The organism is Streptomyces sp. NPDC059917 (assembly GCF_042730635.1).
Lineage (GTDB): Bacteria > Actinomycetota > Actinomycetes > Streptomycetales > Streptomycetaceae > Streptomyces.
This window is the reverse complement of record NZ_JBHWLC010000056.1, coordinates 13,086-36,335: the sequence shown is the minus strand read 5'-3', so window position 1 is coordinate 36,335 and position 23,250 is coordinate 13,086. Positions and strand designations below refer to the sequence as shown.

Below are 23,250 nucleotides of genomic sequence, written 5' to 3'. Positions count from 1 at the left end.
TGAGAGTGTCCGCAAGGCTGCACTGTTGCATCGTTGGACCGGCAGGCGGGAATCGTGAGGATCTTCGGGAAGGTACGGCATCGGCCCTCCGCCTCGTGGCGGCAGGCCACCGACCGCGCGTTCACGCTGATCGGCGACGGGCGGTACGAGGACGCGGGCGCGCTGCTCACCAGAGCGGCGGACCTGGAACCCTGGCTGTCCGAGTCCTGGTTCAACCTGGCCCTGCTGCACAAGTTCCGGCACGACTGGGAGCAGGCGCGGGCCGCGGGGCTGCGCGCCGTGGCCCTGCTGGACCGCGAGTCGGGCGCCCCCGACTGGTGGAACGTGGGCATCGCCGCCACCGCCCTGCAGGACTGGCCGCTGGCCCGCCGCGCCTGGCAGGCGTACGGGCTCAAGGTGCCCGGCGAGGCCAACGGATCCGGTGAGCCCGTCGGCATGGAGCTCGGCAGCGCGGCGGTCCGGCTCTCGCCCGAGGGCGAGGCCGAGGTGGTCTGGGGCCGCAGGCTGGACCCGGCCCGCATGGAGGTCCTCTCGATCCCGCTGCCCTCCTCCGGGCGGCGCTGGGGCGAGGTCGTCCTGCACGACGGGGTCCCGCACGGCGAGCGCGTGACCTCCGCGGGCCCCTCCTACCCGGTGTTCGACGAGATCGAGCTGTGGGCGCCCTCGCCGGTGCCGACCTGGGTGGTGCTGCTGGAGGCGGCCACCGAGGCCGACCGCGACGCCCTGGAGCAGCTGGCCTCGGACGCGGGCTTCGCCGCCGAGGACTGGTCCTCCTCGGTCCGGCTGCTGTGCCGGACCTGCTCGGAGAGCGAGATGCCGAGCGGCGAGGGCGACGGTGACCAGCTGGATCCGCACGATCACAGCGAGCCCGGTCACCCCGGACCGCTCGGCCACCGCACGGCCGGATCCGGCTCCCTGTGGGTGCCCGAGCGCGAGTGCGGGATCGCGGCACCGCCCGGACTGGTGCGCGGACTGCTCGACGGATGGGTCGCCGACAGCCCCGACAGCCGCGAGTGGCGGGATCTCGAAGAAGTCTGCTGACCGGGGGCCGTAGGCTGTACGGGCACATCGGTGACCTAGGGAAGGCGTACGGCGGACATGGCGCAGCAGGAGAACGAGGTCGTCGAGACCGTGAACGACGGATACGTCGTGGACACCGAGGACTGTGCGGAGCGCGAGCTGGCCCACCGCGAGCGCGGCACCGCCCGCCCGATCACGGTGGTCGGCAACCCCGTCCTGCACCGCGAGTGCAAGGACGTCACCGAGTTCGGCGACGAGCTGGCGCGGCTGATCGACGACATGTTCGCCAGCCAGAAGGCCGCCGAGGGCGTGGGCCTGGCCGCGAACCAGATCGGCGTGGACGCCAAGGTCTTCGTCTACGACTGCCCCGACGACGAGGGCAACCGGCACACCGGCGTGGTGATCAACCCGAAGCTGGTCGAGCTGCCCGCCGCCGCGCGCGTGCTGGACGACTCGAACGAGGGCTGCCTGTCGGTCCCGACGGCCTACGCCGCGCTGGCCCGCCCGGACTACGCGGAGGTCGAGGGCCAGGACGCGCAGGGCAACCCGATCAAGGTGCGGGGCACCGGCTACTTCGCCCGCTGCCTCCAGCACGAGACGGACCACCTGTACGGGTACCTGTACATCGACCGCCTGTCCAAGCGCGACCGCAAGGACGCCCTGCGCCAGATGGAAGAGGGCACCCCGCGCTACGAGACGGTCCCGAACGCGTAGGACCGTACGACGGCACGACGAGAGGCCCCGCTCCGGGAAGAGGAGCGGGGCCTCTCGGCGTCTGCCGGGTCACGGGCGGGCGTGGCCGATGATCGTCCAGCCGGTGTCCGTGGCGGAGGCGGTGGCCGCCGTGCCGCCGAGCATCAGGGCGGCGAACGCGAGGGCCGTGAGCGTGCGGAGCGTACGAGACATGGGAACCCCTGTGGGTCGGCTGCGGGGCCCGGGGGCCGGGCGCTGTGCGGCGGGTCCGGGCCGGGTGGCCCCCACCGTACGTCAGCCCGTGTTGACGGATGGAGGCGGATCAGGCCAAAGGAAGGTCTGGTTCCGGTCAGTGGGTCACGTGCGGGGGACACGTACCGGCCCCGCACGTACGAAGGGGCCGGGACACGACGGTGCGTCGCGTCCCGGCCCCTCCGCGGGTGCCGCTAGAAGTCCTCGTCCAGATCGACGGTGCCCTCGACCGCCACCTGGTAGGCCGACGGGCGGCGCTCGAAGAAGTTGGTCAGCTCCTGCACGCCCTGCAGCTCCATGAAGGAGAACGGGTTCTGCGAGCCGTAGACCGGCGCGAAGCCGAGGCGGACCAGGCGCTGGTCCGCGACGCACTCCAGGTACTCGCGCATCGACTCGGTGTTCATGCCCGGCAGGCCGTCACCGCACAGGTCGCGGCCGAACTGCAGCTCCGCGTCGACGGCTTCCTTCAGCATGTCGACGACCTGCTGCTGGAGCTCGTCGTCGAAGAGCTCCGGCTCCTCCTTGCGGACCGTGTCCACGACCTCGAAAGCGAAGTTCATGTGCATGGTCTCGTCGCGGAACACCCAGTTGGTGCCGGTCGCCAGGCCGTGCAGCAGGCCGCGCGAGCGGAACCAGTAGACGTAGGCGAAGGCGCCGTAGAAGAACAGGCCCTCGATGCACGCCGCGAAGCAGATCAGGTTCAGCAGGAAGCGACGGCGGTCGGCCTGCGTCTCCAGCCGGTCCAGCTTCTCGACCTCGTTGATCCACTTGAAGCAGAACTGCGCCTTCTCGCGGATCGAGGGGATCTCCTCCACCGCGTCGAAGGCCGCCGCGCGGTCGTCCGGGTCGGGGAGGTAGGTGTCGAGCAGCGTCAAGTAGAACTGGACGTGCACGGCCTCCTCGAACAGCTGGCGCGAGAGGTACAGGCGCGCCTCGGGCGAGTTGATGTGCTTGTACAGCGTCAGCACGAGGTTGTTCGAGACGATCGAGTCGCCCGTCGCGAAGAACGCGACGAGACGGCCGATCATGTGCTGCTCGCCCGGGGTCAACTTCGCCAGGTCGGCGACGTCCGAGTGGAGGTCGACCTCCTCGACGGTCCAGGTGTTCTTGATCGCGTCCCGGTAGCGCTCGTAGAAGTCCGGGTAGCGCATGGGACGCAGGGTCAGTTCGAAGCCCGGGTCGAGCAGGTTCTTCTTCTGGGTGGAGCTCATTACTGGCAGGCCTCGCAGGACTCGGGGTTCTCAAGGGAGCAGGCGAGCGCCTCGGCGTCGGCGTCGGCCTGCGGGAGCGCCACCGGGGTGGCGGCCTGCGCGGCCCGGGCGATCTTCGTCGCGGGGCGCGAGCGCAGGTAGTACGTGGTCTTCAGACCCTGCTTCCAGGCGTACGCGTACATCGAGGAGAGCTTCCCGATGGTCGGCGTCTCCAGGAAGAGGTTCAGCGACTGCGACTGGTCGAGGTACGGCGTACGGGCCGCCGCCATGTCGATCAGACCGCGCTGCGGGATCTCCCACGCCGTGCGGTACAGGGCGCGCACGTCGGCCGGGATCCAGCCGAAGCCCTGGACCGAGCCGCTGGACTCGCGCAGCGCCTCGCGGGTCTGGGCGTCCCAGACGCCGAGCTTCTTCAGCTCGTCCACCAGGTAGGCGTTGACCTGGAGGAACTCACCGCTGAGGGTCTCGCGCTTGAAGAGGTTCGAGACCTGCGGCTCGATGCACTCGTACACGCCGGCGATCGAGGCGATGGTCGCGGTCGGGGCGATGGCGAGGAGCAGCGAGTTGCGCATGCCGGTCTCGGCGATCCGGGCGCGCAGCGCGTTCCAGCGCTCCGGCCAGTACTGCGTGGCGTCCGCGTAGTGGTCCGGGTGCAGCACGCCGCGCGCGGTACGGGTCTGCGACCAGGCCGGCACCGGTCCGTGGCGCTCGGCCAGGTCCGCGGAGGCCTCGTAGGCGGCGAGCATGATGCGCTCGGCGATCTTCGTCGACAGGGCCTTGGCCTCGGCGGAGTCGAAGGGCAGGCGCAGCTGGAAGAAGACGTCCTGCAGGCCCATCGCGCCCAGACCCACCGGGCGCCAGCGGGCGTTGGAGTTGCCCGCCTGCTCGGTCGGGTAGAAGTTGATGTCGACCACGCGGTCCAGGAAGGTCACGGCGGTGCGGACGGTCTCGTCCAGCCGCTCCCAGTCCATCTCGCCCGTCTCTGCGAGCACGAACGCCCCGAGGTTGACCGAGCCGAGGTTGCAGACCGCGGTCTCGCCGTCGTTGGTGACCTCGAGGATCTCGGTGCACAGGTTCGAGGAGTGGACGACCTGGCCCGGCTCCGCGGTCTGGTTCGCCGTGCGGTTGGAGGCGTCCTTGAAGGTCATCCAGCCCTGGCCGGTCTGCGCGAGGGTGCGCATCATCCGGCCGTACAGGTCGCGGGCGGGCATGGTCTTGCGGGCCAGGCCCGCCGCCTCGGCCTTGTGGTAGGCGGCGTCGAACTCGTCGCCCCACAGGTCGACCAGCTCGGGCACGTCGGCCGGGGAGAAGAGCGACCACTCGGCGTCCGCGTTCACGCGCCGCATGAACTCGTCCGGCACCCAGTGGGCGAGGTTCAGGTTGTGCGTGCGGCGCTGGTCCTCGCCGGTGTTGTCGCGCAGCTCCAGGAACTCCTCGATGTCCGCGTGCCAGGTCTCCAGGTAGACGGCGGCGGCGCCCTTGCGGCGGCCGCCCTGGTTCACGGCGGCGACGGAGGCGTCGAGGGTCTTGAGGAACGGCACGATGCCGTTGGAGTGCCCGTTGGTGCCGCGGATCAGGGAACCGCGGGCGCGGATGCGGGAGTACGACAGGCCGATGCCGCCCGCGTGCTTGGAGAGGCGCGCGACCTGGTGGTAGCGGTCGTAGATCGAGTCCAGCTCGTCGAGCGGGGAGTCCAGCAGGTAGCACGAGGACATCTGCGGGTGCCGGGTGCCGGAGTTGAAGAGCGTGGGGGAGGACGGCAGGTAGTCGAGGCGGCTCATCAGCCGGTAGAGCGAGGCCACTTCCTCGACGGCCTGGACGCTGTCGTTCTCGGCGAGGCCGCAGGCCACGCGCAGCATGAAGTGCTGCGGGGTCTCGACGACCTGACGGGTGATCGGGTGGCGCAGCAGGTAACGGCTGTGCAGGGTGCGCAGGCCGAAGAAGCCGAAGCGGTCGTCGGCGCCCTCGGCGCCCGCGTGCTCGACCAGCGCGTTCAGGCGGGTGGCGTGCGCCGCGACGAACTCGGCGGTGCGGTCGGCGATCAGGCCCTCGCGGTGCCCGACGGCGACGGACGCCGAGAAGGAGGTGGCCCCCTGGCCCGCGGCCTCTTCGGCGATCGCCAGCGTCAACAGACGGGCGGCCAGCCGGGAGTACTGCGGGTCCTCCGAGATCAGGCCCGCGGCAGCCTCGGTCGCCAGCCCGCGCAGCTCGGCCTCGTCGGCCACGGCGCTGCGGCCCCGCAGCGCGGCGGCGGCGACCCGGCCGGGGTCGGTGTCGGCCAGGTCGACGGTGAGGTCGGTGAGGGTGCGCAACAGCGCGGCGCCAGGTCCCTCGGTGGCCTCGGGCTGGGCGGACTCGGCGCGCGGTGCGGCAGGCGCGATGGTCACGTGGGGGGCTCTCCCTCGCTCGGCCCGGAAGGCTCGGAGGGTGGAAGCGGAGGGCGGCCATGCGCGCGTTCGGACGCGCGCATCCGGGCAGGCCGGTCGCGCGTCAGCACATGGCGTCCACCGGCCCAACCACGAGGCCCGGACGTGTCGGCGTCCGGACCGGTCGGTCCGGGCGCGCTGTCGGCAGGTCCTCGGACTTGCGGCAGCCCCAATGGGTGATTGGGTGCGTTTCATACCGTTGCGGGACAGTTCCGGATTCGCACCGGATTCCCCTGCGGCGACAGCGAGCACGAGCATACATGTGGGGGCCGCCCCGTGCGCGACCCCCCACATGTTGTGTCGGCGTGGCTACAGCTCCGCGCGGTACGTCAGAAGGGGGACGCTCGGGACCGGTGCCCAGTCCCGTTCCGGGGTCCGGGTGAATCCCAGCCGCCCGTAGATCCTGTGGGCCCCCAGCATGGCCGCTTTCGTGGACAGGACCAGGTGGGTGACGCCCTCCAGGTCCCGCGCGCGGTCCATGCAGGCCCGCACCAGGGCCTCGCCCGCGCCGCGCCCGCGGGCCTCCGGCGCGACCGCCAGCATCCGGAATTCCGCCTCGTGGGGACCGGCGATCTCGGCAAGCGGACTGCCGGGTGCGGCGAAGGTCACTCCGCCGAGCAGCCGACCGTCGTGCACGGCGACGAGCACCTCGGCCTCGGCGGCCCGCGCGGCGACGTCGCGCAGCACGGCCGCGTAGAAGGCACCGCTCTCGGCGCTCAGCAGACCGTCGTCCAGGTAGGCCCGCGCGGTGATCTCGCCCAACTCTTCGTACTCGGCGGGCAGCGCCGCCCGGATGGTGATGTCCATGGCGTCGAGTGTGCAGGACGGGTGTCGGCGCCCGGCGCTATCGTCGGAAGGAGCACCGTCGAGGAAGGCGAGCGAGGCATGCCCGTGATGACCGACCGGCCCCACATGACGACCGAAGAGTTCGAGGGCCTCGCCCTGATGGCTCGCAGCCGGATGGAGGGGGCGCGGCTGGAGTTCATCGACGGGAAGCTGAGGAGCAGGGCATTGCCGGACGGCGACCACGGGGCGATCATCGAGTGGCTCACGCGGATCTGCATGCAGCACCGGCCCGAACTCTGGTTGTACGCGGGGCAGGGGATCAAAGCGGACCAGTATCGGGCCGGCCGGGCCATTCCGGATGCGGCGCTTGCTCCTTCGGGGGCATTCGCCGGGCAGGGCGAGTGGGCCGACCCCGAGCCGGTGCTCATGGCCGTCGAGGTCACATCCTGGGACTCCGACACCGACCGGCGCGACCGGATCGAGAAGCCCCGTGCCTACGCGGCGACCGGCATTCCGATCTATCTGCTGATCGATCGGGACACATGCCAGATCGTGGTGCACAGCGAGCCCGACGGGCAGCGGTACGAGCTGGTGCGCACCCTTCCCTTCGGCAAGGACGTCGTGCTCCCCGACCCCGTCAACATGACCCTTCCCACCGAGCCCCTCAAGGACTGGGTGCGCTGACCCCGCACATGACGGCAGGGCCCCGCCGCGGGTGCGGCGGGGCCCTGCCGTCGTGCGTTCAGCAGCAGCGGAAGCCCTCGCGGGGGTCCGCCTCGCGGGAGTCGGTGCGGGCCCGTTCGAAGTCCCGGCGGGTGGGGACCTCGGCGTGCGGGTCGTGGCCGCGCGCGTGGGCGACGTAGCGGTCGTAGGCGGACTCGCCCGAGAACTCGCGGACGTAGAACCGGATCCGGCCCAGCGCCGCCCGGAGGCGGCTCACGTCACCGGTTCCTTGACCCGGCCACCGCCCGTGTCCAGGCCCGCGGCGGCCAGCTCCGCCTTCTCGTCGGCCGTCGCGATCAGACCGGCCGGTGCGATGATCTTCGACTCGGTCCACGGGACCTCCGAGAGCGCGGTGCCCTGCGGGTCGCGGACGGCCTTGACGCAGGTCCGGACCGCGTCCAGCAGGACGATGACGATCAGGATCGCGAAGACGGCGGAGAGGACCCCGTCGACCGTGGCGTTGGTGACCACGGTGTGCATCTGGTCCATGTTCTTGGCGGGCTTGAGGACCTTGCCCGCGTCGATGCCGTTCACGTACTTGTCACGCTGGGCGAAGAAGCCGATGGCCGCGTCGTCCGAGAAGATCTTCTGGTAGCTGGCGGTGAGCGTCACGGCCACGTCCCAGGCCAGCGGGACGGCCGTCACCCAGGCCCACTTGAGCCGCCCCGACTTCACCAGCAGCGTGGTGCAGACCGCGAGCGCGACGGCGGCCAGCAGCTGGTTGGCGATGCCGAAGAGCGGGAAGAGCTGGTTGATGCCGCCCAGCGGGTCCTTCACGCCGACCCACAGGAAGTAGCCCCAGCCGCCGACGACGATCGCGCTCGCGAACCAGACGCCCGGCTTCCAGCTGACGTCCTTGAAGGACTTGTGCACGTTGCCCAGGGTGTCCTGGAGCATGAACCGGCCGACCCGGGTGCCCGCGTCGACGGTGGTCAGGATGAACAGGGCCTCGAACATGATGGCGAAGTGGTACCAGAACGCCTTCATGGCGGTGCCGCCCACGACGGACGAGAAGATCTCCGACATCCCGAGTGCGAAGGTCGGCGCGCCACCCGTGCGGGAGAGCAGGCTGGTCTCGCCGATGTCCTTGGCCGCCTGGGTCAGCGCGTCCGGAGTGATCGAGAAGCCGAGGCCGCCGATGGCCTGGGAGGCCTCCAGGGCGGTGGCGCCGATCCGGCCGGTCGGGGCGTTCACCGCGAAGAAGAGGCCCGGCTCGATGATGCAGGCCGCGATGACGGCCATGATCGCGACGAAGGACTCGGTCAGCATGGCGCCGTAGCCGATGACCCGGACCTGGGTCTCCTTCTGGATCATCTTCGGGGTGGTGCCCGAGGACACCAGCGCGTGGAAGCCGGACAGCGCCCCGCACGCGATAGTGATGAAGACGAAGGGGAACATCGAACCGGCGAAGACCGGGCCGTCCCCGCGGGAGGCGAATTCGGTCACGGCGGGCATCTTCAGCGTCGGCATGGCGATGACCACGCCCGCGGCCATCAGCCCGATGGTGCCGACCTTCATGAAGGTGGAGAGGTAGTCGCGCGGGGCGAGCAGCATCCACACCGGCAGCACCGAGGCGAGGAAGCCGTACCCGACCATCCAGATGACCAGCGTCTCCTTGTCGAGCGTGAAGACGTCGGCGAAGGAGGACTCGGCGACCCAGCCGCCCGCGACGATGGCGAGCAGCAGCAGGGCCACGCCGATGAGCGAGACCTCGGTGATCCGACCCGGGCGCAGCACCCGCAGGTAGAAGCCCATGAAGAGGGCGATCGGGATGGTCATGCCGATGGAGAAGACGCCCCAGGGGGAGTCCGCCAGCGCGTTGACGATGACCAGGGCGAGGACCGCCAGCAGGATGATCATGATCATGAAGACGGCGACCAGGGCGGCCGCGCCGCCGACGGGGCCGATCTCGTCCCGGGCCATCTGGCCGAGCGAACGCCCGTTGCGCCGGGTGGAGAAGAACAGGGTCACCATGTCCTGGACGGCGCCCGCGAAGATCACTCCCGCGACGATCCAGATGGTGCCCGGCAGGTAGCCCATCTGCGAGGCGAGCACCGGGCCGACCAGCGGGCCCGCGCCGGCGACGGCCGCGAAGTGGTGGCCGAAGAGCACCCGGCGGTCGGTCGGGTGGAAGTCGACACCGTTGTCGAGGCGTTCGGCCGGGGTGGCCCGGGTCTTGTCCACCTTCAGCACGCGCTCCGCGATGAAACGCGCGTAGAAGCGGTAGCCGATGGCGTACGAGCCCAGGGCGGCGGCGAGCAGCCAGGCGGCGGAGATCTCCTCGCCGCGGGAGAGGGCGAGCACGCCCCAGCCGACGGCGCCGACGAGGGCGACCGCGGCCCAGACGGCGATGGACTTCGGGGTGAGCGCCCCGCCTCCCGACCGCCCGGTTGTTGTTTGGGGTCCAGCTTCCGGCATGATCCTCGTCCCCTCGTTGATCATCTGCGTGAGCGCAGGGAATCTACGGGGACCGCCCGGTGAACGAAAGCCCCCGTCCGCATAGCGGTACGTGAGTCAACTACGGTTCGCGGGGCGGGTCGACGCCGCGGGGCCTCGAACGTATAACGATGGAGCGGCCGCGGCCAGGGGGTGCGGGCCGGGAACGCGGGGGCGTGCGCGTCCCCGGCCGAAAACGTGCGGTGGCGCGGGCGGTGCCGTGGCGCGGGCGGTGGAGCTCAGACCGCCGGTCGCTTCAGGCGGGCCACGAACTTGTAGCGGTCGCCGCGGTACACCGAGCGCACCCACTCCACCGGTTCGCCGTCGGCGTCCAGGGAGTGCCGGGACAGCATCAGCATGGGCAGACCGACGTCGGTGCCCAGCAGCCCCGCCTCGCGCGGGGTGGCCAGCGAGGTCTCGATGGTCTCCTCGGCCTCGGCGAGCCGTACGTCGTACACCTCCGCCAGCGCGGTGTAGAGCGAGGTGTACTTGACCAGCGAGCGGCGCAGCGCGGGGAAGCGCTTGGCCGAAAGGTGCGTGGTCTCGATGGCCATCGGCTCGCCGCTCGCCAGGCGCAGCCGCTCGATGCGCAGCACCCGTCCACCGGTGGTGATCTTGAGTAGTCCGGCGAGGGTGTCGTCGGCCGTCACGTACCCGATGTCGAGCAGCTGGGAGGTGGGCTCCAGGCCCTGCGCCCGCATGTCCTCGGTGTAGGAGGACAGTTGGAGCGGCTGGGAGACCTTGGGCTTGGCCACGAAGGTGCCCTTGCCCTGGATGCGCTCCAGTCGTCCCTCGACCACCAGCTCCTGGAGGGCCTGGCGGACGGTGGTCCTGGAGGTGTCGAACTCGGCCGCCAGGGTGCGCTCCGGAGGCACCGGGGTGCCGGGCGGCAGGGTCTCGGTCATGTCGAGCAAGTGCCGCTTGAGTCGGTAGTACTTGGGCACACGTGCGGTGCGAGTGGCTGCCCCGCCTTCCGGCTCCGTGGTCGCCCCTTCGGTGGCCATCGCCGCCCGCCTTCCCGACTCCAGTTTCGCTGCCGTCACCGGCTCCTCCGATATGTGCGGTCACATCGTGACACGGGCCGCGGGGCGGGCCTTGCCCGCACCTCAGGTGTCGGTCCGGTAACGGACCGATCACCCGCTCATTAGACCCTTGACACCCCTAAAGGTCTAGGCCAAGCTCCGACTACTGGTCTAAACCAATATGGATCAGATCCCGGCCCCACGTCAGGTACTTCGCGTATGTCACCGCGGCGGGCAAGGGAAGTGCAGGCAGGCATCCCTGAGGAGGGTGGCGTGAAGCGCAAGCTCATCGCGGCGGTTGGAGTCGCGGGCATGGTTATCGGCCTGGCGGCGTGCGGTGGCTCCGACAGCAAGGGGGGCACCGAGACCGACAAGGCTTCGGGTGCCAAGGAGCTGACCGTCTGGTTGACGGTTGACGCCCAGAACAACTGGCCCGACCTGGTGAAGGCGGCCGACGACGCGATTGTCGCGAAGCACCCGGGTCTCACGATCAAGCACGAGTACTACGGCTGGCCGGACAAGAACGCGAAGCTGGACGCCGTGCTCGCCACGGACAAGGCCCCGGACGTTGTCGAAATGGGCAACTCCGAGATGATCGGCTACATGTCGACCGGCGCCTTCTCCGAGCTCGACGCGTCGAAGTTCGACAACTCCGGCACCTGGCTGGACGCCCTGAAGGAGTCCGTCACTTACGACGGCAAGAACTACGGCGTCCCCTACTACGCCGGTGGCCGCGTCGGCACCTGGCGCAAGGACCTGGCCACCGAGGCCGGCGTCACCGCCGCCCCGAAGACCTGGGCCGAACTGACCGGCGCCCTGGACAAGATCCAGACCGCGAAGGGCGACAAGTTCAGCGCCCTCTACCAGCCCTCCCCGGACTGGTACGCCGCGATGTCCTTCGTCTACGACGCCAACGGCAGCATCGCCAAGAAGGACGGCGACAAGTGGAAGGCGAACCTGTCTTCCCCCGAGTCGCTGAAGGGGCTCAAGCAGTACAAGGAGCTCCTCGACAAGTACATGCACGCGGACAAGACCAAGGACGAGTCCGACCGTCCGGTCGTCTTCGGCCAGGGCAACGCCGCGGCGATCTTCTCCGCCGGCTGGGAGGGCGCTGACGCGGCCACCCCGAAGAACGACAAGGTCGGTGGCCTGAAGGACAAGGTCGAGACCTTCGTGATGCCCGGCCCGAACGGCAAGGCCCTCCCGGTCTTCCTCGGCGGCTCGGACCTCGCGGTCCCGTCCAAGTCCAAGGCCAAGGACATCGCGGCCGAGTGGATCAACGTCTTCACCGGCGCGCAGGGCCAGAAGGGCCTGATCGCCAAGGGCAACCTGCCCAACAACAAGACGGACCTCGCTCCGCTGAAGTCGGACCCGAAGACCCAGGTGGCGGCCACCGCGGCCGAGTCCTCCTGGTTCGTCCCGACCGCGCCCGGCTGGGGCCAGGTCGAGAAGGGCAACCTCCTCAAGACCATGCTCGTGGAGATCGGCACCGGCAAGAAGACGGTCGAGGCCGCGGCGAAGGACGCCGACGCCGCGATCGACAAGGTCATCAACACCAAGTGACCTGAGTGAGCAGGGCCCCGCCGGACCGGCGGGGCCCTGCTGCCCGTCAAGAGAGGGACCTCCGAGGAGCACGCGATGAGTGCCGCACAGACAACCACCGCCGATCTGCCGCCGGCGGAGCAGAAGCCTTCCACCGCAGCGAAGACAGGGAACGCGGGCAAGCCGGGAGGAACGGGTCCCCGCAAGGGCTCCGGTTCGACCCCCTGGCTGCTGCTCGCCCCGTGCCTGCTCGTCATCGCGCTCGTCATGGGATACCCGCTCTACAGACTGGTGTCCCTCTCCTTCCAGAGCTTCGGCAAGTCCGAGCTCTGGGGCTTCAAGGAAGCCCAGTTCGTCGGCTTCGACAACTTCTCGAAGGTCCTCGGTGACGGGGTCTTCTGGGCCGTCGTGCTGCGCACGATCGTCTTCGCGGTCGGTGCGGTCATCCTGACCATGGTCATCGGCATGCTGATCGCGCTGCTGCTGCAGAAGGTCTCCGGCTGGGTCAAGGCCCTCATCAACATCGCGCTGGTGGCGAGCTGGGGCATGCCCATCATCGTCGCCACGGCCGTCTTCAAGTGGCTCTTCGACACCAACTACGGCGTCCTCAACTACATCCTGAGCAAGCTCCCCGGCGTGGACATGATCGGCCACAACTGGTTCGCCAACGGCCCCCAGGGCCTCGCGGTGATCATGCTCCTGGTGGTCTGGGGCGCGGTGCCCTTCGTGGTCATCACCCTGAGCGCGGGTCTGACGCAGGTGCCCAAGGAGCTGGAGGAGGCCGCGCGCCTCGACGGCGCCGGTGCCTGGGGCGTCTTCCGCCACGTCACCCTCCCCATCCTGAAGCCGATCATCGTCATGCTGACGACCCTCTCGGTGATCTGGGACATGGGTGTCTTCCCGCAGGTCTTCGTGATGCGCAACGGGAACCCCGAGGCCGAGTTCCAGCTGCTGACGACCTACTCGTACCAGCAGGCCTTCGTGGTCAACGACTACTCGGGCGGCTCCGCCATCGCCCTGGTGACCGTCCTGCTGCTGCTCGGTGTGGTCGCCGTCTACATGCGCCAGATGCTCAAGATCGGAGAGGTGGAATGACCGCCACCACCGCGACCCCGCCCACCGCGACCTCTTCCGCCGCGCGCCCCGCGCCGAAGGCGAGCCGGAAGAAGTCCAAGCTCGGCTGGAACCTGGGCGGCCTGCTCGTCTTCGCCGTCGTCGGCTTCCCGGTCTACTGGATGCTCAACACGGCCTTCAAGCCGGAGAAGGACGCGATCGACCCGCATCCGAAGTTCTTCCCCACCACCTTCACGCTGGGGAACTTCAAGCGCGCGCTGGAGATCGCCGACTTCTGGGGCCCGGTCGGCCGCAGCCTGATCGTCTCCACCGTCGTGGTCTTCATCGGCATCGCGGTCGGCATGCTGGCGGCCCTCGCCATCTCCCGCTTCGCCTTCCGCGGCCGCAAGGTGGTCATCGTCGGCATCCTCGCCGTCCAGATGATCCCGCTGGTCGCGATGATCATCCCGGTCTTCCTGCTGCTGAACGACCTCGGTCAGTACGACAAGCTCACCGGCCTGATCATCACCTACCTGACCTTCATCCTCCCCTTCACCGTCTGGACGTTGCGCGGCTTCATCGTCAACATCCCGAAGGAACTGGAAGAAGCGGCCATGGTCGACGGCTGCACGCCGACCGGCGCCTTCATCCGGGTGGTCTTCCCGCTGCTGGCCCCCGGCATGGTCGCCACCTCCGTCTACGCCTTCATCCAGGCGTGGAACGAGTACCTCTACGCCCTGATGCTGATGAGCCAGCAGAACCAGACCGCGACCGTCTGGCTCGGCAACTTCACCACCAAGCACGGCACCGAGTTCGCCCCGATGATGGCCGGCTCCACCATGATGGCGCTGCCGATCGTCGTGCTGTTCCTCCTCGTCCAGCGGAAGATGGCCGCGGGTCTCACCGCCGGCGCTGTGAAGGGATAACGGACCCATGACTGTCCTCGCAGAACGCACCGACACGATCACCCGTGACGCCCTCGCGGTGCTCCAGCCCGGCTTCGAAGGCACCACCGCCCCCGCCTGGGTGCTGCGCCTGGTCGGCGAAGGCCTCGCCTCCGTGGGCCTGTTCGGCCGCAACATCGTCTCGGCCGAGCAGCTCAGCGCGCTCACCGCCCAACTGCGGGCCGTGCGGGACGACGTACTCGTCGCGATCGACGAGGAGGGCGGTGACGTCACGCGCCTGGAGGTGCGCGGCGGTTCCTCCTTCCCCGGGAACCTGGCCCTCGGCGCCGTCGACGACACCGCGCTCACCCACGACGTCGCCCGCGAGCTGGGCCGGCGCCTGGCCGAGTGCGGGGTCAACCTCAACTGGGCACCGTCCGCGGACGTCAACTCCAACCCGGACAACCCGGTCATCGGCGTACGGTCCTTCGGCGCCGAGACCGATCTCGCGGCCCGGCACACCGCCGCCTACGTCGAGGGGCTCCAGGCCGCCGGAGTCGCCGCCTGCACCAAGCACTTCCCGGGGCACGGCGACACCAACGTGGACTCCCACCACGCGATGCCCCGCATCGACGCGGACCTCGACACCCTCTACGCCCGCGAACTGGTGCCCTTCAAGGCCGCCATCGCCGCCGGGACCAAGGCCGTGATGAGCGCGCACATCCTGGTGCCCGCGCTCGACCCGACCCGGCCGGCCACCCTGAGCCCGCAGATCCTCACCGGCCTGCTGCGCAAGGAACTCGGCTACGAGGGCCTGATCATCACCGACGGCATGGAGATGCAGGCCATCGCCGCCACCTACGGCATCGAGCGGGGCACCGTCCTCGCCATCGCCGCGGGCGCCGACGCGATCTGCGTCGGCGGCGGCCTCTGCGACGAGGCCACCGTGCTCGGCCTGCGCGACGCGCTCGTCGAGGCCGTCCGCGAGGGCGCCCTCCCGCAGGAGCGGCTCGCCGACGCCGCCGCCCGGGTGCGCGCCCTCGCCGCCTGGACCCGAGAGGTCCGCGAGGCCGGGGCGCCGGGCGCGCGGCAGGAGGGGAGCGCGCCCGGCATCGGTCTGGAAGCGGCCCGCCGCGCCCTGCGGGTGAGCGGCACCCGGTCGCCCGTGAGCGCGCCGTACGTCGCGACGCTCGCGCCCGCGCCGAACATGGCGGTGGGCGACGAGACCCCCTGGGGCGTGGCGGCGGCCCTGGCCGAGCTGCTCCCCGACACCGCCTCGGGCGAGTTCGGGGAGGAGTCGCCGGTGGAGGAGATCCTGGCGGCGGCGGGCGACCGTACGGTCGTCGCCGTGGTCCGCGACGCGCACCGGCACGGTTGGATGGCCACGGCCCTGGACGCGCTGGTCGCGGCCCGGCCCGACACGGTCGTCGTCGAGATGGGGCTGCCGCGGGAGCGCTCGCGCGGCGCGCTGTACATCGAGACGCACGGGGCCTCGCGGGTCTGCGGACAGGCAGCGGCGGAGGTCATCGCGGGGGCCTGACCACCCCCCGCGTACGCGGAAGGCCGGGCACCCGTCACGGGGGCGCCCGGCCTTTCGTGCGTTCACCTGCCCACGGACTACAGGCCCTGCCAGGCGGGCTTGTTGGCGAAGGTGTGGCGGAAGTAGTCGGCCAGCTTCAGCTTCGAGGCGGCGGCCTCGTCGACGACGACGGTCGCGTGCCGGTGCAGCTGCAGCGCGGAGGCCGGGACCAGTGCGGACAGGGGGCCCTCGACGGTCTGCGCGACCGCTTCGGCCTTGCCCTCGCCGGTGGCCAGCAGCACCAGGTGGCGGGCGTCCAGGATGGTGCCGATGCCCTGGGTGATGACGTGGTGGGGGACCTGCTCTATGTCGTTGTCGAAGAAGCGCGCGTTGTCGACGCGGGTCTGCTCCGTCAGCGTCTTGATCCGGGTGCGGGAGGCGAGGGAGGAGCAGGGCTCGTTGAAGCCGATGTGCCCGTCCGTGCCGATGCCGAGCAGCTGGAGGTCCACGCCGCCGGCCGCGGCGAGGGCGCGGTCGTACGCCTCGCAGGCGCCCACGATGTCCTCGGCCGAGCCGTCGGGGCCCATGAAGGAGGCCTCGGACAGGCCGAGCGGCTCGACGACCTCGCGCAGCACGACGGCGCGGTAGGACTCGGGGTGCCCGGCGGGGAGGCCGACGTACTCGTCGAGCTGGCAGATCCGGGCGCGGGAGGCGTCGACCTCGCCGGCCTTGACCTTGGCCGCGAGGGCCTCGTAGATGGGCAGCGGGGTAGAGCCGGTCGCCACGCCGAGCAGTGCGTCGGCCTTGCGGCGGACGAGGGCCGCCATGGCCTCCGCGATGAGCTCTCCGCCTGCCCTGGCGTTCGGGACGATGACAACTTCCACGCTTTGCCTGCCGATCTGAGAAGGTACGTGTGGTATAGACCAATCTAGCAGAGCCGTGCCCTTCTGCCGCCTCCCATGGTGAGCCGTTTCTCCCCACCCGTCCTGCGGAACGACGCCCCCACGGGGGCGCCCCACCTCAGCCTCGCCGGCGAGGCTGGATGGTGGCGTGCCCGGGCGGGGTTTGGGGTGGCGGGGGAGACTGGGGGGATGGAACGACCCGGGACGATGATGGCCGCCGAGATCGGCCAGCAGCCCGCGACCTGGCAACGCATCCTGACCCACGCCGCCACCCCGATCCGCGAAACCGCCAGGGCCATCGCCGCGCAGCGCCCCCGCTTCGTGCTGCTCGCCGCCCGCGGCAGCTCCGACCACGCCGCGCTCTACGCGAAGTACCTCCTGGAGGTCGACCACGGCCTGCCCTGCGGGCTGAGCTCGATGTCCACGGTCACCGCCTACGGCTCCCGCCCCCGCCTCGACGGGGTGCTGGTCATCGTCATCAGCCAGTCCGGCGGCTCGCCCGACCTGATCGCCTCCGCCCTCGCCGCGCGCGCCGCCGGCGCCGTGACCCTGGCCGTCACCAACAACCCCGACTCCGGGCTCGCCGCCGTCTGCGAGCACCGCATCGACGTACTGGCCGGCCCGGAGAAGGCGCTGCCCGCGACCAAGTCGTACACCGCCTCCCTCCTCGCCCTGTACCTCTTCAGCGAGGCCCTGCGCGAGGCGGACGGCGTCCCGGCGGCCCGCGGGCTGCCCGCGCTCGCCGAGGAGGTGCTGGCCCGGCGCGACGAGGTGCGCACCCTGGCCGCCCGCTACCGCTTCGCCGAGCGCATGGTCGTCACCTCGCGCGGATTCGGTTACCCGACCGCGCGCGAGGCCGCCTTCAAGCTGATGGAGACGACGTACATCGCCGCCCTCGCCTACTCCGGCGCCGACCTGCTGCACGGCCCGCTCGCCATGGTCGACAACATCTTCCCGGTGATCGCGGTGGTCCCCGACGGACGCGGCGGCGAGGCCCTGCAACCGGTCCTGGACCGGCTGCGCGGGCGCGGCGCCGACCTGTGCGTGATCGGTTCACGGGCCCGCGTCGCCGCCGCGACCAGCGGATTCGCACTGCCGGGCGACGGCGTCCCGGAGGCCCTCCAGCCGCTGCTGGAGATCCTGCCGCTCCAACTGCTGGCGCATGAGGTGACCATCGCCCGGGGCCAGGACCCGGACGCCCCGCGCGCCCTGGCGAAGGTCACCGAGACGCATTAGAGCGAGAGCTAGAGCAGGGCCAGCTGGAGCCCGCCCGTCGCGTTCAGGTGCTGGCCGGTCACCCAGCGGGAGTCGGCCGAGGCCAGGAAGGCCACCACGTCGGCGATCTCCGCCGCCGTGCCCACCCGGTCGAAGACGGAGCGGGAGGCGGCGTGCGCCCGGGCCGCCGGATCGGCGAGCCAGGCCGCGTTCAGGTCGGTCTCGGTGATCCCCGGACCCACCGAGTTCACGGTGATGCCGCGCGGCGCGAGGTGCGCGGCCAGCGAACGGGTCAGCGCGTTCACGGCGCCCTTGGCGGTGATCGTGGCCAAGATGGCCGGCAGCGCGATGTCCGGGGTGCCCGTCACGTTCACGATCCGACCGCCGTCGCGCAGCCGCGCCAGCCCGTGCTTGATGACGAAGAACGGCGCCTTCGCGTTGACCGCCTGGACCCGGTCCCAGGTCTCCTCGTCGGTGTCCTCGATCCCCGCGAAGGTGGCGGCCCCCGCGTTGTTGACCAGGATGTCGACGCCCTCGGTGTGCTCCGGATGCGCGTCGTACGCCGCCCAGAGCGCCTGCGCGTCGCCCGGCACGCCGAATTCCGCGCCGATGGCGAAGGCCCGACCGCCCGCCGCCGTGATCGCGGCGACCGTCTCCGCGGCCGCGTCCCCGTCGCGTCCGTAGTGCACGGCCACGAGCGCCCCGTCCCGCGCCAGCCGCTGCGCCACCGCCCGTCCGATCCCCCGACTACCGCCCGTGACCAGCGCCGTCCTACCTTCGAGCACGCCCATGGGTGCCCCCCTCCGCAATCGCTAGTGGTCGCTACAGAAAGGACCGTACCAGATTCCGTAGCGCCCGCTATAGAATCGGGGCATGGTGACCGGACAGCGCGGCAGGCCCCGCTCCTTCGACCGCGACGAAGCCCTCGGCAAGGCGATGTTCGCCTTCTGGGAGCGCGGCTACGAGGCGACCTCCATCGCGGACCTGACCCGCGCCCTCGGGATCGGCGCGCCCAGTCTCTACGCGGCCTTCGGCGACAAGCGCAAGCTCTTCGACGAGGTCGTGGTGGTCTACGGCAACCGGTACGCGGACTTCGCCGCGGTGGCCCTGGGCGAGGAGCCCACGGCCCGCGCGGCCGTGGCGCGGATCCTGCACGAGGCCGCCGAGGTCTACACCGACCCGGCCCACCCGCCGGGCTGCATGGTGATCAGCGCGGCCGTCAACACCACCGCCGACGAGGTGGCCGAAGCGCTGCGGGTGAGGCGCGAGGCGAACCTGACGTTGTTCGAGAGCCGGATCCGGGCGGACGTCGCCACCGGAGCGTTGCCCGCGGACACCGACGCGGTGGCGCTGGCCCGGTACTGCGGGGCGGTGCTCCAGGGGATGTCGCAGCAGTCGCGCGACGGGGCGACCCGGGCGGAGCTGGAAGCGGTGGCGGCGCTCGCGATGGCGGCCTGGCCGGAGGAGTCCTCGACGGCCCCGTGACGTTCCTCTGGGCCACGGTGCCGGGACGGGACCCTCAGCCCGTCCGGCACCGTAGCCCGGAGTACTAACGGCCGGTCGGGTGTGCGGTGCCCGGCGGCCGGTGGGAGGTGCCGACGCGGTCAGGGCAGAACGCGCGGCTTACCTCGATCCGTCCTCCTGTGCGGGGAGGGCGGAAGCTCTTCTGCAATTGTGGACTAGACCAATCTGTTCTGTCCATCCAATGGCGGGTCCTCGGATCCCGTCACTTCCTCCAACATTACGCGGAGTCGACCGCTCCTGGGTACTCCTGGGTAATCCCGGTGGGGAAAGTCATGGCCCGAGCCCGGGGTACCCTCGCAGCGTGCCCTCCATGAACGACCTCGTACGCCAGCACACCGCTCTCAGTGAAACCGACCTGGAGTGGCTCCATCTGCTGGTCTCGGAGTGGCAGCTGCTCTCCGACCTCTCCTTCGCGGACCTCGTGCTGTGGGTTCCCACGCTGGACGGCGCCCGCTACGTCTCGGTCGCCCAGATGCGCCCGAACACCGGTCCGACCTCGTACCAGGACGACATGGTCGGCCACCTGGTGCCGCGCGGCCGCCGCCCGCTGCTGGACGCGGCCCTCGACGAGGGCCGGATCGTGCGCGAGGGCGACCCGGAGTGGCGCGAGGAGGTGCCGGTCCGCGTCGAGTCGATCCCGGTCCGGCGCGAGGGCCGCGTCCTCGGCGTGATCGCACGCAACACCAACCTGCTCACTGTGCGTACACCCAGCCGACTGGAGCTGACCTACCTCCAGTCCGCCTCCGACCTCGCCCAGATGATCGCGGCGGGCTCCTTCCCCTTCCCGGGGCAGCAGGTCGACATGGACGCCTCGCCCCGGGTCGGCGACGGCCTGATCCGGCTCGACGCGGACGGCGTGGTGACCTACGCGTCCCCCAACGCCCTCTCGGCCTATCACCGGCTCGGCCTCGCCTCCGACCTGGTGGGCCAGCACCTGGGCAACACCACCGCCGAACTCGCCCCCTCCCGGGGCCCGGTGGACGAGGCCCTGGTCAAGCTGGCCAGCGGCTGGGCCCCGCGGGAGACCGAGGTCGAGGGCAGCACCGGGGTCATCCAGCTGCGCGCCATCCCGCTCAAGCCCAAGGGCACCCGGATCGGCTCGCTGGTCCTGTGCCGCGACGTCACCGAACTGCGCCGTCGCGAACGGGAATTGATCACGAAGGACGCGACCATCCGGGAGATCCACCACCGGGTGAAGAACAACCTCCAGACGGTGGCCGCGCTGCTGCGCCTACAGGCCCGGAGAATGGATTCGCCGCAGGGGCGCGAGGCGCTCAACGAGGCGGTGCGACGGGTCGGTTCGATCGCGATCGTGCACGAGACGCTGTCTCAGAACCTGGACGAGCGGGTCGAGTTCGACGAGATCGCCGACCGCGTCATCGCGATGGTCGCCGAGATCTCCCCGGGCAACGTGGCCTGCCGCCGCACGGGCCGGTTCGGCATCCTGGACGCCGAAGTGGCGACGCCGCTGTCCATGGTGCTGACGGAAATCCTGCAGAACGCACTGGAACACGCCTTCGTCCAGGGCGAGGGCGGCACCGTCGAGGTGACCGCACTGCGCAGCGGCAGCCGTCGCGACGACGCGCGCCTGCTGATCACCGTGCTCGACGACGGGTGCGGTCTGCCCGAGGGCTTCGACCCCCAGCGGGCCGGCAACCTCGGGCTACAGATCGTACGGACCCTGGTCGAGGGCGAACTCGGCGGCACCTTCGACATGGTGGCGGGGGAGACGCGCGGCACCAAGGTCGTCCTGGACATACCGGCCAGCCCGCAGAAGTGACCCGTCACCCTGCGTGACCGCTTCCTTCATGTGACCGTGCGTGACCGGGGCATCGGTCGATCGCGCGGGGCACAGCACTGAGCCCCGGACCGATTGGTTATCGGTCCGGGGCTCAAGAGCATGTTGCTGAGCGCTGATGCGGGGTACTACGCGCTGCGGCTCGAGGCTCGAAAGTCGAAATCAGGCGGTTGCGTTGCGCGCCCGGTTGCGAGCGGCGCGGCGCTTCATCGCGCGGCGCTCGTCCTCGCTGAGACCGCCCCAGACGCCGGAGTCCTGACCGGACTCGAGCGCCCACTGCAGGCACTGCTCCATGACGGGGCAACGGCGGCAGACGGCCTTGGCTTCCTCGATCTGCAGCAGCGCAGGACCGGTGTTGCCGATGGGGAAGAAGAGCTCGGGGTCTTCTTCGCGGCAAACGGCGTTGTGACGCCAGTCCATGGCTGCTCCATCTCCTTGTATTGCGGGCAGGTTGCTTGTGAATGTGAACGCTTTCACGAATCCCCTGATGGGGGAAGGGCCGACGCCCAGTTACCTGGTGTGGTCCGTGTTTCGTGGAGGGGTTCTGGCGATCTGTGTGGGTGCCGGGTTCTGCGGGCTGTCCCGATCGCCATGTAGAGATTCGCAAACCTCGGACGGGGATACAACCCCTTCCGGAAAGTTTTTTTGGATTCGTCGGTGTCTAGTAGGTCACAGCCGTACTTCCTAGGGGTGGACCGACGTTAAAGCGTTCGAGTGGAAGGACTTTCGGCCCTTCTACTCACACAATCACACGCAGTGCACGGCGTACGCCTGTGAACCGAACGCTGGTGCGCAGGCCGAGGTGGTCTCCGTCCATCTGGAACGGGAGCGGGACCTTCGAATGCAAGGTGAAGTCGGTCAGATCGTGCAGAGACACCGCGTGCTTTCCGTGCGGGCCCCGCTCAGGAGTCGAGGTCAGGAGCTGTGTCGCGTAGCGAGCGACCGACGGAGTTGACAAACGGTCGAGCGCGAGTACGTCAAGCGCAGTATCGAACGACGCCTCGGGGGAGGCGTAGAGGGGCCGATTGCCCAGGTACGTCCAAGGTGACGTGTTGCACACTATCGACAGCACCAGATCCGTCACGGGATCCGCGCCGGGGCGCTCCAGCGTGACCGTGCCGTGCCGGCGGTTCGGTTCCTCGAAGAATTGGCGCAGGAGCTGTCGTACATACAGGGCATGCGTCGAACGCTTGCCGCGCTCCCGCTGCTGTTCCACCCGGCCGACGACGCCCGCGTCGAAGCCGAATCCCGCGCAGAACGTGAACCAGCGGGCCGGCACCGATTCGTCCTCCGTGCCCGGCGCGCCCTCCGCCAGACCCAGGCCGACCGTCCGCTCGCGGCGCTCGCGCAGCGCGTCCAGCAACGCGCCGGTCGCCTCGACCGCGTCGTTGGGCAGTCCCAGGGCGCGGGCGAAGACGTTCGTGGAGCCGCCCGGCACCACGGCCAGTCGGGGCAGCGAGTCCGGATCCGGCCCGTTGTGCAGCAGTCCGTTGACCACCTCGTTGACCGTGCCGTCGCCGCCCAGGGCCACCACGAGGTCGATGTCGTCGCTCTCGGCGGCCTGCCGTCCCAGGTCCCGGGCGTGCCCGCGGTACTCGGTGGTGATCGCCTCCAGCTTCATCTCGCTGGCGAGGGCGTGGGTCAAGACGTCACGCGTGCGCGCACTGGTGGTCGTCGCTGCTGGGTTGGCCACGAGAAGTGCACGCATGAGCAGCAGACTACCCACCCCCAGTAATGCTCACCGCACTGCCCGGTCCTGACCGTCAGGTCGGGGGCCCGCGGCGCGCGGCTACCCTGCTGGGGTGAGTACGAAGCAGACCCCCGCCCCCGGACCGTCCGCCGCAGCCACCCCGCCCGGCCGACTGACCGCCGCCGCCGCGCTCACCGCGCTGGAGGGCCTGGCCCTGGCCGGGCTCGGCGTCTACATGCTGTTCGTGGGCATCGCCGGGAACCCGGACTCCCCGCAGCAGGCCGAGACCGGCGGGATCACCTTGCTGGCACTCGCCGCGCTGCCGCTGATCGCGGCGCGCGGGCTGCGCCTGGGCCGCCGCTGGAGCCGCGGCCCGGCGCTGATCACCCAGCTGATGGCGCTGCCGGTGGCATGGACGCTGTTCAACACCGGGGGCGCGATGATGGCCGCCGGGATCGCGCTGGTGCTGACGGCGGTGGCCGTCGTCGCCCTGCTGGTCCACCCGGCGACGACGCAGGCCCTGGGCATCGGGCCGCGCGACGCCGCCTGAGCGT

22 protein-coding genes and 1 riboswitch are annotated in these 23,250 nt (G+C 70.4%); of the genes, 11 read left to right on the top strand and 11 right to left on the bottom strand.

What is annotated here, in order from left to right; genetic code table 11:
- Positions 1-54: 54 nt before the first annotated feature.
- Together ACFWAR_RS27845 and def are read left to right on the top strand one after the other, a co-directional pair.
- Positions 55-1,041, top strand: coding sequence for a hypothetical protein (locus ACFWAR_RS27845; RefSeq protein ID WP_354382386.1), 987 nt, complete (start codon positions 55-57; stop codon positions 1,039-1,041).
- A gap of 57 nt (positions 1,042-1,098) precedes the next feature.
- A complete protein-coding gene (gene def / locus ACFWAR_RS27840; protein WP_385782610.1) occupies positions 1,099-1,734 on the top strand; it encodes a peptide deformylase in 636 nt (211 codons plus the stop codon).
- Positions 1,735-1,803: 69 nt separating this feature from the next.
- Here def and ACFWAR_RS27835 read toward each other — a convergent pair whose 3' ends face one another.
- The 4 genes from ACFWAR_RS27835 to ACFWAR_RS27820 all read right to left on the bottom strand — a co-directional run bounded on the left by ACFWAR_RS27835 (position 1,804) and on the right by ACFWAR_RS27820 (position 6,409).
- A complete protein-coding gene (locus tag ACFWAR_RS27835) occupies positions 1,804-1,926 on the bottom strand; it encodes a hypothetical protein (protein WP_354382388.1) in 123 nt (40 codons plus the stop codon).
- Positions 1,927-2,159: 233 nt separating this feature from the next.
- Positions 2,160-3,176, bottom strand: coding sequence for a ribonucleotide-diphosphate reductase subunit beta (locus ACFWAR_RS27830; protein ID WP_385782606.1), 1,017 nt, complete (start codon positions 3,174-3,176; stop codon positions 2,160-2,162).
- Entirely contained in the window at positions 3,176-5,563 is a 2,388-nt protein-coding gene (locus ACFWAR_RS27825; RefSeq protein ID WP_385782603.1) for a ribonucleoside-diphosphate reductase subunit alpha, read from the bottom strand. The genes ACFWAR_RS27830 and ACFWAR_RS27825 overlap by 1 nt, the downstream gene beginning before the upstream one ends.
- Before the next feature lie 186 nt (positions 5,564-5,749).
- Positions 5,750-5,835: riboswitch (cobalamin riboswitch) on the bottom strand.
- Positions 5,836-5,911: 76 nt separating this feature from the next.
- Positions 5,912-6,409 (bottom strand): GNAT family N-acetyltransferase, encoded by a 498-nt coding sequence (locus tag ACFWAR_RS27820; RefSeq protein ID WP_385782600.1) that lies wholly within the window; start codon positions 6,407-6,409, stop codon positions 5,912-5,914.
- Positions 6,410-6,487: 78 nt separating this feature from the next.
- On the opposite strand from ACFWAR_RS27820, the gene ACFWAR_RS27815 reads away from it, so the two are divergent.
- Positions 6,488-7,072, top strand: a complete 585-nt coding sequence (locus ACFWAR_RS27815) for a Uma2 family endonuclease (protein WP_385782597.1) — start codon at positions 6,488-6,490, stop codon at positions 7,070-7,072.
- 58 nt (positions 7,073-7,130) lie between these two features.
- Here the strand turns inward: ACFWAR_RS27815 and ACFWAR_RS27810 are convergent, their stop codons facing one another.
- The 3 genes from ACFWAR_RS27810 to ACFWAR_RS27800 form a co-directional block, all read right to left on the bottom strand.
- Complete coding sequence (locus tag ACFWAR_RS27810) at positions 7,131-7,328, bottom strand: CstA-like transporter-associated (seleno)protein (protein WP_385782593.1); 198 nt, start codon at positions 7,326-7,328, stop codon at positions 7,131-7,133.
- The gene (locus ACFWAR_RS27805; protein ID WP_385782590.1) at positions 7,325-9,529 is read right to left on the bottom strand and encodes a carbon starvation CstA family protein; all 2,205 of its coding nucleotides are present in this window, start codon (positions 9,527-9,529) and stop codon (positions 7,325-7,327) included. The genes ACFWAR_RS27810 and ACFWAR_RS27805 overlap by 4 nt, the downstream gene beginning before the upstream one ends.
- 257 nt (positions 9,530-9,786) lie before the next feature.
- Positions 9,787-10,551, bottom strand: coding sequence for a GntR family transcriptional regulator (locus ACFWAR_RS27800; protein ID WP_330332537.1), 765 nt, complete (start codon positions 10,549-10,551; stop codon positions 9,787-9,789).
- 291 nt (positions 10,552-10,842) lie between these two features.
- On the opposite strand from ACFWAR_RS27800, the gene ACFWAR_RS27795 reads away from it, so the two are divergent.
- From ACFWAR_RS27795 to ACFWAR_RS27780, 4 genes are all read left to right on the top strand, one after another.
- Positions 10,843-12,132 (top strand): extracellular solute-binding protein, encoded by a 1,290-nt coding sequence (locus ACFWAR_RS27795; RefSeq protein WP_385782587.1) that lies wholly within the window; start codon positions 10,843-10,845, stop codon positions 12,130-12,132.
- 75 nt (positions 12,133-12,207) lie between these two features.
- Positions 12,208-13,206, top strand: a complete 999-nt coding sequence (locus ACFWAR_RS27790; RefSeq protein ID WP_385782585.1) for a carbohydrate ABC transporter permease — start codon at positions 12,208-12,210, stop codon at positions 13,204-13,206.
- Positions 13,203-14,090, top strand: coding sequence for a carbohydrate ABC transporter permease (locus tag ACFWAR_RS27785; RefSeq protein ID WP_385782582.1), 888 nt, complete (start codon positions 13,203-13,205; stop codon positions 14,088-14,090). The genes ACFWAR_RS27790 and ACFWAR_RS27785 overlap by 4 nt, the downstream gene beginning before the upstream one ends.
- A gap of 7 nt (positions 14,091-14,097) precedes the next feature.
- Complete coding sequence (locus ACFWAR_RS27780; protein WP_385782579.1) at positions 14,098-15,588, top strand: glycoside hydrolase family 3 protein; 1,491 nt, start codon at positions 14,098-14,100, stop codon at positions 15,586-15,588.
- A 77-nt stretch (positions 15,589-15,665) separates the two neighbouring features.
- Here ACFWAR_RS27780 and nagB read toward each other — a convergent pair whose 3' ends face one another.
- Positions 15,666-16,451 carry a glucosamine-6-phosphate deaminase gene (gene nagB, locus ACFWAR_RS27775; protein ID WP_385782576.1) on the bottom strand — a complete coding sequence of 262 codons (786 nt, stop codon included), beginning with the start codon at positions 16,449-16,451 and terminating at the stop codon, positions 15,666-15,668.
- 207 nt (positions 16,452-16,658) lie between these two features.
- On the opposite strand from nagB, the gene ACFWAR_RS27770 reads away from it, so the two are divergent.
- Positions 16,659-17,705: an SIS domain-containing protein gene (locus ACFWAR_RS27770; protein WP_385782573.1), complete on the top strand. Its 1,047-nt coding sequence runs from the start codon at positions 16,659-16,661 to the stop codon at positions 17,703-17,705.
- An 8-nt stretch (positions 17,706-17,713) separates the two neighbouring features.
- On the opposite strand, the gene ACFWAR_RS27765 is transcribed toward ACFWAR_RS27770, so the two are convergent.
- Positions 17,714-18,475 (bottom strand): SDR family oxidoreductase, encoded by a 762-nt coding sequence (locus ACFWAR_RS27765; RefSeq protein ID WP_385782570.1) that lies wholly within the window; start codon positions 18,473-18,475, stop codon positions 17,714-17,716.
- A gap of 82 nt (positions 18,476-18,557) precedes the next feature.
- On the opposite strand from ACFWAR_RS27765, the gene ACFWAR_RS27760 reads away from it, so the two are divergent.
- Both ACFWAR_RS27760 and ACFWAR_RS27755 read left to right on the top strand, forming a co-directional pair.
- Positions 18,558-19,169 carry a TetR/AcrR family transcriptional regulator gene (locus ACFWAR_RS27760; RefSeq protein ID WP_385782567.1) on the top strand — a complete coding sequence of 204 codons (612 nt, stop codon included), beginning with the start codon at positions 18,558-18,560 and terminating at the stop codon, positions 19,167-19,169.
- 349 nt (positions 19,170-19,518) lie between these two features.
- A complete protein-coding gene (locus ACFWAR_RS27755) occupies positions 19,519-20,988 on the top strand; it encodes a sensor histidine kinase (protein WP_385782691.1) in 1,470 nt (489 codons plus the stop codon).
- Between the two features lie 180 nt (positions 20,989-21,168).
- Here ACFWAR_RS27755 and ACFWAR_RS27750 read toward each other — a convergent pair whose 3' ends face one another.
- A complete protein-coding gene (locus ACFWAR_RS27750; protein ID WP_004937597.1) occupies positions 21,169-21,426 on the bottom strand; it encodes a WhiB family transcriptional regulator in 258 nt (85 codons plus the stop codon).
- A 319-nt stretch (positions 21,427-21,745) separates the two neighbouring features.
- Positions 21,746-22,714 carry a diacylglycerol kinase family protein gene (locus ACFWAR_RS27745; RefSeq protein ID WP_354382403.1) on the bottom strand — a complete coding sequence of 323 codons (969 nt, stop codon included), beginning with the start codon at positions 22,712-22,714 and terminating at the stop codon, positions 21,746-21,748.
- Positions 22,715-22,808: 94 nt separating this feature from the next.
- Between ACFWAR_RS27745 and ACFWAR_RS27740 the strand changes: the two genes are divergently transcribed.
- Positions 22,809-23,246 (top strand): hypothetical protein, encoded by a 438-nt coding sequence (locus tag ACFWAR_RS27740; protein ID WP_354382404.1) that lies wholly within the window; start codon positions 22,809-22,811, stop codon positions 23,244-23,246.
- Positions 23,247-23,250: the final 4 nt, after the last annotated feature.